Genomic DNA, 14,682 nt, shown 5'->3' on the forward strand with positions numbered 1-14,682 from the left:
TGTAGTCTGGAAACTCAGTATGTCAAACAGGCGGCAGAATGCCGCTGCAGTTCTAAGAAAGAGAGAAAGAACATGAATAAAGGAAAAATCATACAGGTTATGGGTCCTGTCGTAGACGTTGTGTTTGAAGACGGGAACCTTCCTTTTATCAAAGACGCTCTGGAAGTTGAAAACAATGGAAAGAAATGCGTTATGGAAGTGGCGCAGCATCTCGGAAACAATGAGGTTCGCTGTCTGATGCTGGCTGCAAGCGAAGGACTTCACAAAGATATGGAAGTGACTGCGACAGGAGCAGGGATTAAAGTTCCGGTCGGAGAGAAGACGCTTGGAAGACTGTTCAATGTACTTGGTGAAACGGTGGATGCCGGAGAAGAGATCACAGACGCAGATCGATGGGTGATCCACAGAGAGCCTCCGACATTTGAAGATCAAAGTCCGGTTGTTGAGATTTTGGAAACAGGAATTAAAGTAATTGATCTTCTTGCTCCTTATGCCAAAGGAGGAAAGATCGGACTGTTCGGCGGCGCCGGAGTAGGAAAAACGGTTCTTATTCAGGAGCTGATCCGAAACATAGCGACGGAGCACGGCGGATATTCTATCTTTACCGGAGTCGGGGAGCGTTCCCGTGAAGGAAACGATCTTTGGACGGAAATGAAAGAATCAGGAGTGCTTGAAAAGACGGCGTTAGTGTTCGGCCAGATGAACGAGCCGCCTGGAGCACGTATGCGTGTGGCAGAAACAGGACTTACAATGGCAGAATATTTCCGTGATGAGGAACACCGAAACGTTCTGTTGTTTATTGATAATATTTTCCGCTTTACACAGGCAGGTTCGGAAGTGTCCGCGCTCCTTGGAAGAATGCCGTCTGCGGTTGGTTATCAGCCGACGCTTGCGACGGAAATGGGAGAACTTCAGGAAAGGATCGCATCAACGAAAAATGGTTCGGTTACTTCCGTGCAGGCAGTATATGTTCCTGCCGATGACTTGACAGATCCGGCTCCGGCAACGACGTTTGCCCACTTGGATGCTACAACGGTTCTTTCAAGAAAAGTGGTAGAACAGGGAATCTATCCGGCGGTTGATCCGCTGGAATCAAGCTCTCGTATTCTGGAGGCTGAGATCGTAGGCGAGGAACATTACGAAGTGGCAAATAAAGTGATCGCGATCCTTCAGAAATATAAAGAGCTTCAGGATATTATTGCAATCCTCGGTATGGAAGAACTGTCGGACGAAGATAAGGCGATCGTTATGCGGGCGAGAAAGATCCAGAAGTTTTTGTCGCAGCCGTTTTTTGTGGCTGAGACATTTACCGGAGTTCCGGGAAAATATGTGCCGCTGAAAGAAACGATCCGCGGATTTAAGATGATCATTGACGGGGAAATGGATGAGTATCCCGAGTCGGCATTTTTCAATGTAGGTTCGATCGATGATGTGATTGAGAAAGCGAAGGCAGCAGAATAGGCAGAGGTGCGTTATGGATACATTTGGATTGAGAATCATAGCAAGTGATAAAGTGTTTTTTAACGGGAGATGTAAGAAACTGACGATTCCGGTGCCGGACGGAGAAAAAGGGGTACTGGCGCATCATGAAAATATGGTAATCGCGATCGTTGTCGGCATTGCGCGGATGGAATCCATCGAAGGGGAGGTAACGGAAGTTGCCGTCGGAACCGGATTTGCGGAAATCGTGAACAACCGTGTGACATTGATCGTCGATACGGCAGAACGTCCGGAGGACATTGATGTGCGTCATGCCCGGGAGCAAAGAGAACACGCAGAGGAACGAATGAGACAGAAACAAAGTATTCAGGAATATTATCATACACAGGCATCCCTTGCGCGCGCTATGAATCGTCTGAAGCTTGCACAGGGAGCAACAGATCTTATTCACTATTAAGCATGAACATCCGGAGGGAAGCAGATCGGAAAGATCTGTCCGGAAAAATGAATAATTTGAATTTCTTAAAAGAGGAGTCAATCCCGCGGTGGTTGGCTCTTTTTTATCTTGCATTTTACAGGGTGGTATAATAAAATAATAATGTTTATACAAGTGGATAATTCGGAATGAAATGCGAAGCAGAAATTTGATCTGAGTGACAGATAGATTTAAGTAAACAGAAAATGAAACGGGCGGGGTATTATGAGTGAAAGTTATAAGATTCGGTCTCTTAGTGAGATCGTAAATGATATATTGAGCACGGTTCGCAGCTATTATGATGCGGAATATGCTTACTATATTGAAAAAGACAGAGGAGACATCGAGACGATCTACGAGTGGTGTGATGAGAATATCGAGTGGCAGCGTGATCGGATGAAACTGCTGCCGGAAGAACGGCAGCCGAAGTGGATGAAAACCGAGATTACCGATACGACGGCAAGAGATTACAGTGTATTCCTTCCGATCACTGAAGATGTGACGGCGATCCTTGCAGTTGTAGGAGTCAGACGAGGCGGATGCACACTTGATCTGATGCGCGCCATTGTACAGTACATTCCGCAGGCGATTGCGCTGCAGAAGATGCAGAAGCAGCAGGAGTATCTGAGTTATCATGACGATCTTACCGGACTTTTGAACAGGAACAGCCTTGTGCACTATTTCGATACAGTGGATGAGAAGAAATTAAAATCGATCGGTGCACTTTCTGTTGATATTAACGGACTGAAAAATTTTAATAAAGAGTTTGGCAGAGATTATGGTGATGAGGTCGTCATCCGTGTGGGAGAAGTTCTGGAAGAGTATTTTCACAGCGGGGAAGCGTATCGTCTGACAGGGGACGAGTATCTTGTGCTTGTGGAAAATACTTCTTATGAGGAATTTACGAAGCAGGTATATGCGGTTCATACGAAGCTGGATCATATCAGCTTAGGTCTTGTGTCGATCGGCTACGCGTGGGAGAAGATCGATATCGAAGTGGATAAGCTTGTAAACCATGCGGAAGTAATGATGCGCGAGGAAAAGAGAAAGTATTATAAGAATCTGAAAAAAGGTCATCACGAACCGATCATTAAGCAGGATCTTCTGCAGGATATTGAGAACGGTAATTTTATTGTGTGCCTTGTGCCGAAAGTTGACACGCTTACAGGTGAAGTCGGCGGGGCAGAAGCTGTTGTGCGATATCATCATAAGGATCTTGGGATTGTCGATCCCGGAAGGTATCTCAATATGCTTGAAGAGACGAAACTTTCTCATTATCTGGATCTCTATGTGTTTGAGGAAGTGTGCAGAACCCTTCATAAATGGGAGATCAGCGATATTCCGATGATTCCGGTCTCGGTGAATTTTGCGGGGGCAACTCTTCGGCAGGAGGGGATTGCCGACAGGATGATTCATCTCATTGAAAAATATCATGTGAGATGCGAGTATTTGGAAGTGGAAGTTTCTGAGTCAAGCAATGATATGAATCAGGAGATGCTGGCGGAGACGAGCAGTAAGATCCGAAAAGGAAATGTTCGGGTTATTTTGGATCATTTCGGCGCGAAAAATTCCAGTTTTTCGATTTTGTCGTTAATGGAATTTGATGGTTTGAAACTGGATAAAAGTCTGATTACAAATATTGTCGGAAACAGCAGAAGCAGGATCGTGGCGCAGGCAGTGATCGAGATATGCAGACAGTTGGGCGCAACAGTTCAGGCAGCGGGCGTGGAAACGCAGGATCAGTTTAATGTATTGCGGGAGATCGGCTGTGATTATGCACAGGGAACATTGTTTAATAAGCCGATTACGATTGAAACGTTTGAAGTGAGATATTTAAGAGACAGATAAGGAAATCTATGGTAAAAGGATGGGCGGCGAATATTACGCCGCTTTATGACAGAAACATATATAAGAAATATTTTGAGCAGCTTCCTGATTTTCGCAAAGAAAAGGCGGCGGCGCAGGCAGTGGAGCAGAAACGGATACAGAGTGTAGCCGCATGGAGCTTGTGGACAAAGATCAGGGAAACATATGGTGTTTTGGATGAGGCTGTATTTAACTTATCCCATTCCGGGAATTTTGTCATGTGTGCCGTTTGTATGGAAAAAGAGCAGACCGGGAAGCCAACTGTGAGTGTCGGATGTGATATTCAGCAGATGGGCGGTCTGCGTGAGCAGGTGGCGAAACATTATTTCTGCAGCGCAGAGTATGAAGAAATCATGGCAGGAAAGACGGAAGAGGAGAGAAAAGAGCGTTTTTACAGATATTGGGTGTTGAAGGAAAGTTTTTTAAAAGCGACGAGATGGGGGATGAAGCTTCCGTTGGATTCTTTTGAGATCCGGTTGGGAAATCCGCCGGTATTGATAAGAAAACCGGAATTGTTCAAAGAAGACTACTGTTATCGGGAGTATAAGCTTCCGAATGGAGGGTATAGAATGGCGATCTGCTCGACGCAGCAAGAGATCGCTGATGACATAGATATGGAGTTGGAATTATGAAAAAATTGACCGAAGAAGCCCGCCTGAGGCGGATGCTTGTCATCGGTATTGCGTTCGGATTGGCGGCAGGCGTTTTGTTTACAGGTTTGGCTGCAAATTCGATTGTATCAAAAAATAAAGCAGAATTTGCCGTCGAAAAAGAAGCGTTAAAAAAGAAAAACGATGAGTTGAAGCAGACGATCATTAAGCATGAGGCGACGAATAACAGCGCGGAAACTTTGGGGAGCGATGCAGACGGATGGGCGTTGGTTCTCGTGAATGAGTCTCATCCGCTGGATCTGTCTTATGAGCCTGAGTCTATGGTGGAAACGGAGAGCGAACGTTTTGTTGACGCAAGGATACAGGAATCTCTCCGTCAGATGCTTGATGACGGAGCAAAGCAGGGACTTAGCATGTATGTGGCATCGGCATATCGTTCTTCAGAGAAACAAAAGGAAGTGTTTAACACGACGATGCAGGATTGGATTGCGAAGGGTTACACTCCGTTGTCGGCATATGATGAGACGAAGAAATCTGTGGCAGTTCCGGGTACAAGCGAACATGCTACAGGACTTGCGGTAGATATTATTGCATCGCAATATGAAGGACTTGATGACAAGCAGGGAGATACGCCGGAACAACAGTGGCTCATGGAGCACTGCTGGGAATATGGGTTTATTTTAAGGTATCCGCCGGAAAAGGCAGATATTACAGGAATTATTTATGAGCCGTGGCATTATCGGTATGTAGGGAAGGAAGCCGCAGAAGAGATTATGAAGAACAACCTGACTTTGGAAGAATATCTTCTTCAATAGAAGGGGAATCTGCGGATGCGGAAAAAGGCAGAAAGCAGTCCAGGGTACATGGGAAAACCTCTTGACGCAGGCAGTGGAAAAGAGATAGGATAAGTATATGGGGAAAACCTGTAAAGGTTGATAATGAGTATAAATATACATAAGGAGGAAAAAATGCAGGATTTAACATTTGGGGAACAGGTCAAGATCATTCTTGGAAGGAAAGGAATGACGATCAAGCAGCTTGCAGAACTGATCGAGGAAAAAACAGGAAAGAAGATGTCGAGACAGAATCTGACACAGCGTCTCGGAAGAGATAATTTTCAGGAGCAGGATATGCGTATGATCGCGGAAATGCTTGAATGTCCCTTTTATTTAAGTATTATGTCGGCAGAAGGGACAGGAGAGTTCAGAAGCGCTGCAGCGCCGGAACATGCAGCGGTAAGAGCGGAAGAAGCAGAGACGCCGAATTCAGAAGAAGTATCACTTGAAGCGAATGAGCCGGAAGAGATCTTATCTGAGGCGAATGAGGCAGAAGAGATCTTCACTGAAGTAAATGAGCCAAAAGAGGTGTTGCCTGAAGGAAATGAGGCAGAAGAAATATTGCCTGAAACAAATGAGACAGAAGCCGTATTGTCTGAAGAGCGTATGCCGGAAGAAGTCTTGAACATTTCTCCTGAAGAAGCGGAAGAGTCTGAGGAAATCCCGGCGGCTGCTTATCCGATGACAGAGACGTTCAGAATGGAAGAAAACATGACTGCTGAAACAGAATCGAACGATCGGGATATGACGATCGGAGAATTATATGAGATCCATGAAGAACTGAATGAACTTGAGAAAAACGTGAAGGCAGGAGAACCGATCGAAGAGATCAAAAAGGAATTGGAAAAGCCGAAAAAAGAGCGCAGACTCGGAAGTTTTTTCAGAAGAAGAGATCCGGAAACAAAATCAGGAAGAGGAATTTCTGATCAGGAAAATGAAGGAAGGACAGCGGATATCGGAGAAAGCGCCGTACAGGAAGAAGAAAGTCAGGTTCAGACAGAACAGGTGGAGCTTCAGCAGATGAATCCGGAAGAGAATGGACAGAATCTGAACAGTATCGAACAGGAGGAGCAGGTTTCCGTGAGCGAAGATTCCGTTTCGGCAAGTGAAAAGAAAGAAGATTTCGAACCGGTCCTTACCCATAATGATGCAGATGAAGACACGGAGGTCGGGGATGTAAATCCATATACAGGAAGAGAATACCAGTCGAACAGTGTGCGGATGCATCCGACAAGGATCGGATACGTTCAAGTATACGACCGTACGATCCATAAATGGACAGATATGACGGAATGGGCATTCTTAGGACTTCAAGAGAGAAAGAAAGCGCTGCTTGGAAAAGCATACGAACCGCCGATCTATCTCGATTAATGACAGTTCCGATTCGGGAAATAAATTGAACAATCAAGACAGCAATACAGCCCCGCAGATTTTTCTGTGGGGTTGATTTGCAATGGCGGCAAGCCAAAGTCCTGGTCTGCCCGAGAACTTGACGACTGCTTACAATCCCGGAATGTGCCTTTTGGCTCTTCCGGTGATTACGAAAGAAATGAAAGGAGAGTGCGGGAAATGGAATGGAAGAGACTGCTTTCAAACAGAAGAGAGCGTGAAAGCCGGACTTGCGCAAAGGTGGGAGATCTGAGGAGCGAATTTGAAAAAGATTATCATCGGATTATCGGCAGCGCATCCTTTCGGCGTCTGCAGGATAAAACACAAGTGTTTCCTTTGGATAAAAGTGATTTTATAAGAACGAGACTGACGCATTCGCTGGAAGTCTCCTCTCTTGGGAAATCTCTTGGACAGACGATCGGGGAAAATATACTGGAATATCGGAAAGCAGAAGGGTTTACTTTACAGATGAAAGAAGATATTTCTCATATATTGGAATGCGCGGGACTGATCCACGATATCGGGAACCCGCCTTTCGGTCATTTTGGAGAAATTGCGATCAGAGAATGGTTCGAGCGGAATTTACCGAAACTTACGTTTTGTGGGAAGCGTGTATCAGAGATGTTTACAGAACAGATGAAACAGGATTTTTATCATTTTGAAGGAAACGCGCAGGCGCTTCGCCTTGTGACAAGACTGCATTATCTTGTAGATGAACATGGAATGAATCTGACATACGCTTTGCTTAATACGATCATAAAATATCCAGGTTCTTCTATGGAAATAAATGAAAAGAGCAGCAATATAAAAGACAGGAAGATGGGATATTATTATGCGGATGAAGACATCTTTCGGAAAGTAACGGAAGAGACAGGCGCAGGAAGAAACAGACATCCGTTGGCGTATATTTTGGAAGCGGCGGATGATCTTGCATACAAGACAGCAGATATTGAAGATGCATTTGTAAAAGGATTTATTCGATACGGGGATCTGGAACGGGAATTGGAAGTGCTGGAAGAGAAGATGCCGGACTGCCTGTTTCGACCGGTATCCAGACTGCGCAGTTTCTATGACAGAGGTACAAAGAAACAAGTGCATAATCCTGAATCTTATGCGGTGAAAAACTGGATCGTAAGTGCGCAGGGATTTTTGCTCAACTGTGCGACGGAAGGATTTATGTCGAATTATGACGAAATCATGGCGGGGGAGTTTGAGAACGATCTGTTTTATGGAACAAAGGGAGAATTTCTGATGGAACTGCTTGGAGATATGGCATATAGATATGTCTTTTCCTCAATGGCAATTTATAAAATGGAAGTGTCAGAGTCAGCGGTTCTTGATTATCTTATGGATCGGCTTGTACAGGCGGCGCTGTATTTCGACACAGAAGAAAAGCAGGGAACGATCGACCGGAGAGTGATTTCATTTATATCGGATAATTATAAAAATGCATATCGGATTCAGTCAAAAGGAAAGAGCGAAGCGGAGAAGCTGTATCTCCGCCTGCTGCTCGTGACGGATTATGTGTGCGGGATGACGGACAGTTATGCGAAGCGGCTTTATCAGGAGATGAACGGAATTATTTAGTGGAGGATCCGACACAGCGAAACCAGTGGCCGAAGTCCGCTTTTAGATTGCGCTCCTCGTCGCTCAACAGTTCAGAATCGGCATAGGAGCGGCAGAAACGCGGAAAGCCGAAAAGATCTGCGGCGCGGGCTTCTCTTAGGTCATATACGCCGGGGACTCCGAGCCACAGACGGTTGTTTTGCTCGGCGAGGATCAGGTGTTTGTAGTTGTGGTATCCGTGCAGCAGAAAACTGTTGCTTGAAAGAGACCAGAATCTTCGCGGGAGGATGGTAAGTTCAGAAAGAAATATTTTTCGCGGAAAAGAAGGCTCGTCAGGGAGGCTCTTTTCGGTTTTCTCATCTGTAACATATTGCTGCGCTTCGGCTTGTGTTTCAAGAGTAGTTTCGCTGGGAACATCGGCAGATGTTTCGGTTTGCGTTTCGTGCCGGATTTCGCTGGATGTTTCAGATTGTATTTCATGCAGGGCTTCGCTGGATGTTTCAGATTGTATTTCATGCAGGGCTTCGCTGGATGTTTCAGTTTGTGTTTCGCGCCGGGCATCTTCGGATCTTTCGGTTTGTGTTTTGGCTTGAAGTGTGGAGACGGTATCGAGAAAACAAATCTTATTAAACTCAATCGTTTCGGGGCAGTCAGGTGTGAACCAGAAAACGGACGATACAGGACATTTCAGAAAAAATCCGTCGATCGCTTCAAGACTGCGTCGTTCGGGAAAGGAATTTTCCGAAGCGCAGAAGTGAAAAGCCTCTGTCGGGGCAGCAGGAGAGAGAACGGAAAGCCGTTGTGCCTGTATTGTGTTTTCGTGAAAAAAGAAGGCGTATAGTTCGATCTCGGAGGCAGTTTCAAGTTGGCTGCTCCTAAGGTGGATCTGAAAAATACATGATTGATAATGTCGGGAAATCTTCAGAAATCCGGCATTGCGTTTTCGAAGATCGCCTTCATATTCGTATAAATAAAAAGTACCAGGATTCATCTTTTACCTCGATTCTTGTCTTTTTTCTCTAGTGTATTCACAGAAGAAAAGAAAAAGAACGTGTCAGACGGAAAAGAAAAGCAGGAGAAACGTAATGGAAGAAAGAGAACTGTTAAAGACAGATGAAAAATATATGAGAGCTGCCATTAAACAGGCGCAGAAAGCGTACGCCTTAAACGAAACGCCCATTGGATGCGTGATTGTTTACGACGGAAAGATTATCGGCAGAGGATATAACAGAAGGAATACAGATAAAAATCCCCTTGCACATGCAGAGATTGCCGCGATAAAAAAGGCGAGCAGAAAAATGGGGGACTGGAGATTGGAAGGCTGTACGATGTATGTGACGTTAGAACCGTGCCAAATGTGCGCGGGCGCGATCATCCAGTCGAGAATGACCCGTGTTGTTGTCGGATGTATGAATCCGAAAGCCGGATGTGCCGGATCGGTTTTAAATCTTCTTCAGGTGAAAGAATTTAATCATCAGGCAGAACTGACGACAGGGGTGCTTGAAGAAGAGTGCAGCGCGCTTATGACCGGATTTTTCAGGGAATTAAGAGAAAAGAAAAAGAAAGCCCGTGCAGATGCAGCAGAATAAGCTGTTTCGGCACGGACTATCTAAAATTTGAGTTATGTTAAGAATGCTGTATTCTATAAATTTCTTTTTTCGTGCATTGTGCTTCGAGCTAGGCTAACAGACGTTACCCGGGCAGTTAACTCAGTTCAGGCACCCTTACGGCACCCGGAAGGTTCTGCTTAGTGCTGCTCCGTTCCCGACCTGACACGATTCACAGATTCCCGTCGCGTAAGACCCAAACATCAACGCCACTTACTCGGGGCAGCCCTGCCGGCTGTCGCCCTCTGCACAATATCACCCCTGCTATAGCGGATTGCAGGTACAAGGTACCGCTAACACCCCGGCTGCACGAGTCTTAATTTTACATGGTTTTCAGGAAAATGTCAATGAATAGAATGTAAAATTCTTTGCGTCCGCTCTTTTTAATGTTATTATATGATATAAAACTTGGTGAAAGAAAGGAGAGCCATTCAAAATCTTGTAAATTTAACAGGAAACAGACAACGGAATGTGAGGCATGTAGGGAATCATATTTTTGAGTGGCAGAAATTAAGAAATATTATGAAGATACTTTTAGCGGCAGTTAATGCAAAATATATTCATTCGAATCTCGCTGTGTATAGTTTGAAAGCATATGCCCAAAAGAAGCTCGGAAAAAACAATTCACAAGAGATTGAAATTGCGGAATATACGATCAATCAGACATTTGATGCAATCCTACAGGATATCTATCGGAAGAAACCTGATCTGCTCGGGATGTCCTGCTATATGTGGAACATAGAATATGTGGGGCATCTTTTGACAGAATTGCCGAAGATCCTGCCTGATATGAAGATCTGGCTTGGAGGACCGGAGGTGTCGTATGATGCCAAAGCAGTGTTGGAACGGTTTCCGAAAGTTGAAGGTGTGATGTGCGGGGAAGGCGAAGAGACATTTGCGGAGCTGCTGCGCGTTTACCATGAAAAGAAAGAGACGTTTTGTGCTGGGGAGAAAAGAGACGAGATCTTTTCTGGTATTTTAGGGATCGCTTACAGAAATAAGGACGGAGCTGTGATCCAAAATGCGTTCCGTCCGGTCATTGATTTGAGCGCCGTGCCGTTTGTGTATCAACATATTGAAGATTTTGAGAACAGGATCATTTATTATGAATCCAGCAGGGGGTGTCCTTTTTCCTGTAGCTATTGTCTTTCTTCTATTGACAAATGTCTTCGCTTCAGAGAGACAGAGCTTGTGAAGAAAGAACTTCAGTTTTTCTTAGACAATAAAGTGCCGCAGGTAAAATTTGTAGACCGGACGTTTAACTGCAGACACGATCATGCAATGGAGATTTGGACGTATATTCATGAGCACGATAATGGAATTACGAATTTTCATTTTGAAGTTTCGGCAGATTTGTTAAATGAGAAAGAGATCGCGCTGATCAGTCGGATGCGGCCTGGACTGATCCAGCTTGAAATCGGTGTTCAGTCAGCGAATGAAGTTACAATACGGGAAATCAACAGAACGATGAAAATAGAAGTTTTGTCAACGATTGTTGACAAAATTAAAAAAGGAAACAATGTGCATCAACACTTGGACTTGATCGCAGGACTGCCGTATGAGGGATATGAAAGCTTTGGAAAATCATTTGACCGTGTTTATGCAATGCAGCCGGAACAGCTTCAACTTGGATTTTTGAAAGTTTTGAAAGGTTCTGTCATGAATGAAAAGGCGCAGGAGTACGGTATTGTGTATCAAGATCGGGCGCCGTATGAAGTTCTTTCTACGAAGTGGCTTACTTATGGGGAGATCATTCGGTTGAAGCAGATAGAAGAGATGGTTGAAGTATATTACAACAGCGGACAGTTTTGTCATACGATGGCGGCGTTGGAGCGGGAATTTACGTCAGCATTTTGTATGTATGAGAGTTTGGCGGCATATTATGATCAGATAAATGCGTTCGCGTTGAGTCATTCACGGATCGGACGATATGAGATCTTATATGATTTTCTTACAGAAACGTGCAAAGAAAGAGCAGAAGAATATGTCGGCAGGTTGACATCAGACCTGTATTTGAGAGATAATGTGAAAAACCGTCCGGCATTTCTCGGAGAAAACGGTGTTACTTCGGATGAAGCGGCAGCGTTTTATAAGAAAGAAGAGAAAGAAAGGACGTATCTGAAATCATACGAGGGGTACGACAGACGTCAGATGAGGAAAATGACCCATTTGGAACGGATTGATGGGAAGATGATATTGTTTGATTATAAGAACCGGGATCCGCTTACAGGAAATGCGGCAGTGTATGAAGTCGGTTAAACCGGAATAGAACAGGCGAAGAGGCTGCGATGGACAAGAGAAGAAGAAAAAAGTCAAAGAATAGAAAGAAAGCGCTCCGAAGAATAATCGGCGTCGGTGTTTTTGCCGCAGCCGTTGTGCTCGGTGTAAATGTTTTCCTTCAGTATAAAATAAAAAGCTATGATGCAGATAAGATTATAAAAGGCATAATGATCGGGGAAACGGATGTGTCCGGCATGACTGCGAAAGAGGCGGAAGAAGCAGTGAAAACAGATTTGGACAGATATGCGGTCCAGACAGTTTCGTTTTCAGTTCAAGGGGAAAAGACTGTTTCGGTTTCTTTGGAAGCTATGGGCGTTTCGGTAAAACAGCTCGGCAAGACGATCGAGAAGGCAGTAGACTACGGTAAAGAGGGAAATCCTGTGAGTTGTTACAGAATCTTAAGAACCTCAGAGAAAAAGAAACATGTCAAGACATTTCCACTTACATATGCCGTGACCGAGAAATCGGCGGAAGAAGCGTTGACAACTGCTTTTGCCCCGTATTTAAAAGCGCCGGAAGATGCGCGCCTGACAGTGAAAAACGGGAAAACAAAACTGGTGGACGACGTTTCAGGAGAAGAATTGGATCTGAAGCAGACGGTTGCGAATATTAATGCGCTGCTTGGAGAAAAAAGAGGAAAAACGCCGGGAAAAACGAAAGTGGTTTTCAGGGAAAAACAGGCGGATATTCAGACAGAAGATCTTGCGGATCTTACGGATGTGCTCGGATCTTATACGACGTATTACGGTGCGACAGGCGATGGGAGATCGATCAATGTAGAATCCGGGGCGAGACATATCGGCGGTACGCTGATCCAACCGGGAGAGGAAGTTTCCGCGAATCTTTTAATGTCACCTTACACAGAAGAAAACGGATATGCGATGGCTGCTTCCTATGCGGGCAATGAAGTTGTAGAATCGATGGGAGGCGGAATCTGTCAGGTATCTACGACTCTTTATAATGCGCTTTTGCTGGCGGAGCTTGAGATTGTGGAGCGATATGAACATTCTATGACGGTTTCTTATGTGGATCTGTCGATGGATGCGGCAATCGCAGATGATGTCAAAGATTTGAAATTCAAGAATAATCTGGAAGATCCGGTTTATATCGAAGCGGCGCTTTCAGACGGAACGCTTACGTTTCATGTATTTGGAATAGAAACAAGACCCGCCAACAGGTCGATCGAATATATCAGTGAGCTGAAAGAAACGATCGAGTCGGATGAGACACGTTATGTGGCGACAGAAGATCCGGTCGGTACAATGTATACACAAAATGCCGGACAAACCGGATACAAGGCGCAGCTTTGGAAAGTTGTTTACGAAGACGGAGAAGAGATCGGCAGAGAAGTTATTAATTACAGTACCTACCTTGCTTCGGGGAAAACGATCGCAGTCGGAACGTTTACGGAAGACGAGGCGCTGTCCGAGCGGATCAATGCGGCGGTGCAGTCTCAAAATGCAGAGAAGATCCAAGAGGCAATCCGTTCTTTGGCAGACGGAGAAGCGCAGGAAAATATCGAAAAGAACGAAGAAGAGTAAAAAGGGTTGAAAAGAAGCTGTTTGGAAAAACAGGAAGGAAAAACGGAAGGAAGAATCAGGAAATGAAGATCGGGAAGATTTCTCCGACGATATGGAATCGATCGGTGAAAAAGAAAGTTCATATCAGTCAGACCGACGACGGGGTTTGCCGGGCGGACACTGTCGTATGCGGTGATCATGCGGGACTTGGATATTATGCGGTTCTCGGGGCGGTCGGAGAACTTGCCTCTCATAAAGTCAGGGCAAAGGGAGTTTCTGTGAACATTCTTTTTCCTGAGAAGATGGAAGAAGCCGCACTTGCGGCTCTATGTGAGGAGATTCAAAAGGGCTGTGAAGACGTCGGCGTGATCCTGACTGCTTTGTCAGCGGAAGGAACGGCGGTTGTCAAAAGTCCGGTTATATATGCGTCGGCAGGAGGAAAGGCGGAAGAGATAACGGACAAGAGAGAAGAACGGTCATACGGAGACAGAGAATTAGTTTTATGCGGATATGCAGGGCTGGAAGGTTCTCTGCGTATACTGGAAGAGGCGGAAGAAGAATTGTCACTGAGGTTTGTCAATACATTTTTGGCGCAGGCAAAGCAGCTTCGGAACAGGCTTGTAGTTCCGAAGCAGATTTTGGCGGCGGCAGACGGAAGCAATACGGTGATCCGGCAGATCGGAAGCGGTGGGATTCTGGCAGAATTATGGCGTTTGGCAGAAGATGAGAAGATTGGCTTTGAGATTGCAATGGGAGCGGTCTTATTGAAGCAGGAAACAGTGGAGATCTGTGAATATTATCGTTTGAATCCGTATCAGATGACTTCTGCCGGAAGTTATTTGATCTTGACTGACGAAGCAGAGCGTGTGATCGAAGTATTGGAAAAGGCGGGGGCACGAGCCGTCAGGCTTGGGGTTGCCAAAGCGCAGAATGCGCGGGTGATCACAAGCAGAGATGAGATCCGATATTTAGACAGACCTGCGCCGGATGAACTGGCACGATGGCAGAAAGAAAAGCAGACCGGATAAAAGCAGACCGGAAAAGAGAAAAAAGATAGAACAAAAAAAGCAGATAGAACAGAAAAATAGATAG

The 14,682-nt window shown here is 45.2% G+C and carries 13 protein-coding genes and 1 other RNA gene; 12 read left to right on the forward strand and 2 right to left on the reverse strand.

Annotation, left to right across the window (positions count from 1 at the left end):
• Positions 1 to 72: 72 nt before the first annotated feature.
• From atpD to RCH61_RS06240, 8 genes are all read left to right on the forward strand, one after another.
• A complete protein-coding gene (atpD, locus tag RCH61_RS06205) occupies positions 73 to 1,461 on the forward strand; it encodes a F0F1 ATP synthase subunit beta (RefSeq protein WP_306480168.1) in 1,389 nt (462 codons plus the stop codon).
• 13 nt (positions 1,462 to 1,474) lie between these two features.
• A complete protein-coding gene (atpC, locus tag RCH61_RS06210) occupies positions 1,475 to 1,897 on the forward strand; it encodes an ATP synthase F1 subunit epsilon (RefSeq protein ID WP_178007498.1) in 423 nt (140 codons plus the stop codon).
• 243 nt (positions 1,898 to 2,140) lie between these two features.
• Positions 2,141 to 3,763, forward strand: a complete 1,623-nt coding sequence (locus RCH61_RS06215; protein WP_178007500.1) for a bifunctional diguanylate cyclase/phosphodiesterase — start codon at positions 2,141 to 2,143, stop codon at positions 3,761 to 3,763.
• Between the two features lie 8 nt (positions 3,764 to 3,771).
• Positions 3,772 to 4,413 (forward strand): 4'-phosphopantetheinyl transferase family protein, encoded by a 642-nt coding sequence (locus RCH61_RS06220; RefSeq protein WP_178007502.1) that lies wholly within the window; start codon positions 3,772 to 3,774, stop codon positions 4,411 to 4,413.
• A complete protein-coding gene (locus tag RCH61_RS06225; protein WP_178007504.1) occupies positions 4,410 to 5,207 on the forward strand; it encodes a M15 family metallopeptidase in 798 nt (265 codons plus the stop codon). Before RCH61_RS06220 ends, RCH61_RS06225 begins: the two co-directional genes overlap by 4 nt.
• A 153-nt stretch (positions 5,208 to 5,360) precedes the next feature.
• The gene (locus tag RCH61_RS06230) at positions 5,361 to 6,599 is read left to right on the forward strand and encodes a hypothetical protein (protein ID WP_178007506.1); all 1,239 of its coding nucleotides are present in this window, start codon (positions 5,361 to 5,363) and stop codon (positions 6,597 to 6,599) included.
• Positions 6,600 to 6,681: 82 nt separating this feature from the next.
• Positions 6,682 to 6,870, forward strand: coding sequence for a hypothetical protein (locus RCH61_RS06235; RefSeq protein ID WP_178007508.1), 189 nt, complete (start codon positions 6,682 to 6,684; stop codon positions 6,868 to 6,870).
• Entirely contained in the window at positions 6,798 to 8,204 is a 1,407-nt protein-coding gene (locus RCH61_RS06240) for a deoxyguanosinetriphosphate triphosphohydrolase (protein ID WP_306480169.1), read from the forward strand. The genes RCH61_RS06235 and RCH61_RS06240 overlap by 73 nt, the downstream gene beginning before the upstream one ends.
• Here RCH61_RS06240 and RCH61_RS06245 read toward each other — a convergent pair.
• Positions 8,197 to 9,174: a DUF6128 domain-containing protein gene (locus RCH61_RS06245; RefSeq protein WP_306480170.1), complete on the reverse strand. Its 978-nt coding sequence runs from the start codon at positions 9,172 to 9,174 to the stop codon at positions 8,197 to 8,199. The two genes, RCH61_RS06240 and RCH61_RS06245, sit on opposite strands and share 8 nt — an antisense overlap.
• Positions 9,175 to 9,268: 94 nt before the next feature.
• On the opposite strand from RCH61_RS06245, the gene tadA reads away from it, so the two are divergent.
• The gene (gene tadA / locus RCH61_RS06250; protein WP_306480171.1) at positions 9,269 to 9,772 is read left to right on the forward strand and encodes a tRNA adenosine(34) deaminase TadA; all 504 of its coding nucleotides are present in this window, start codon (positions 9,269 to 9,271) and stop codon (positions 9,770 to 9,772) included.
• Between the two features lie 69 nt (positions 9,773 to 9,841).
• Here the strand turns inward: tadA and ffs are convergent.
• Positions 9,842 to 10,103: signal recognition particle sRNA large type (gene ffs / locus RCH61_RS06255), an RNA gene on the reverse strand.
• Positions 10,104 to 10,312: 209 nt separating this feature from the next.
• On the opposite strand from ffs, the gene RCH61_RS06260 reads away from it, so the two are divergent.
• The 3 genes from RCH61_RS06260 (at position 10,313) to RCH61_RS06270 (ending at position 14,618) form a co-directional block, all read left to right on the forward strand.
• Positions 10,313 to 12,049: a B12-binding domain-containing radical SAM protein gene (locus RCH61_RS06260; protein WP_306480172.1), complete on the forward strand. Its 1,737-nt coding sequence runs from the start codon at positions 10,313 to 10,315 to the stop codon at positions 12,047 to 12,049.
• A 29-nt stretch (positions 12,050 to 12,078) separates the two neighbouring features.
• Positions 12,079 to 13,611 (forward strand): VanW family protein, encoded by a 1,533-nt coding sequence (locus RCH61_RS06265; RefSeq protein ID WP_306480173.1) that lies wholly within the window; start codon positions 12,079 to 12,081, stop codon positions 13,609 to 13,611.
• 62 nt (positions 13,612 to 13,673) lie between these two features.
• Entirely contained in the window at positions 13,674 to 14,618 is a 945-nt protein-coding gene (locus tag RCH61_RS06270; protein WP_306480174.1) for an AIR synthase-related protein, read from the forward strand.
• Positions 14,619 to 14,682: the final 64 nt, after the last annotated feature.

The sequence above is a fragment of the Mediterraneibacter sp. genome (genome assembly GCF_030825015.1).
In the GTDB taxonomy this organism is placed as follows: domain Bacteria; phylum Bacillota; class Clostridia; order Lachnospirales; family Lachnospiraceae; genus Mediterraneibacter.

Coding starts and splice junctions, on each gene's coding strand:
- RCH61_RS06265 (WP_306480173.1), top strand. CDS start 12,079: ATGGACAAGAGAAGAAGAAAAAAGTCAAAGAATAGAAAGAAAGCGCTC.
- tadA (WP_306480171.1), top strand. CDS start 9,269: ATGGAAGAAAGAGAACTGTTAAAGACAGATGAAAAATATATGAGAGCT.
- RCH61_RS06215 (WP_178007500.1), top strand. CDS start 2,141: ATGAGTGAAAGTTATAAGATTCGGTCTCTTAGTGAGATCGTAAATGAT.
- RCH61_RS06235 (WP_178007508.1), top strand. CDS start 6,682: ATGGCGGCAAGCCAAAGTCCTGGTCTGCCCGAGAACTTGACGACTGCT.
- RCH61_RS06220 (WP_178007502.1), top strand. CDS start 3,772: ATGGTAAAAGGATGGGCGGCGAATATTACGCCGCTTTATGACAGAAAC.
- RCH61_RS06225 (WP_178007504.1), top strand. CDS start 4,410: ATGAAAAAATTGACCGAAGAAGCCCGCCTGAGGCGGATGCTTGTCATC.
- atpC (WP_178007498.1), top strand. CDS start 1,475: ATGGATACATTTGGATTGAGAATCATAGCAAGTGATAAAGTGTTTTTT.
- RCH61_RS06270 (WP_306480174.1), top strand. CDS start 13,674: ATGAAGATCGGGAAGATTTCTCCGACGATATGGAATCGATCGGTGAAA.
- RCH61_RS06245 (WP_306480170.1), bottom strand. CDS start 9,174: ATGAATCCTGGTACTTTTTATTTATACGAATATGAAGGCGATCTTCGA.
- RCH61_RS06230 (WP_178007506.1), top strand. CDS start 5,361: ATGCAGGATTTAACATTTGGGGAACAGGTCAAGATCATTCTTGGAAGG.
- RCH61_RS06240 (WP_306480169.1), top strand. CDS start 6,798: ATGGAATGGAAGAGACTGCTTTCAAACAGAAGAGAGCGTGAAAGCCGG.
- RCH61_RS06260 (WP_306480172.1), top strand. CDS start 10,313: ATGAAGATACTTTTAGCGGCAGTTAATGCAAAATATATTCATTCGAAT.
- atpD (WP_306480168.1), top strand. CDS start 73: ATGAATAAAGGAAAAATCATACAGGTTATGGGTCCTGTCGTAGACGTT.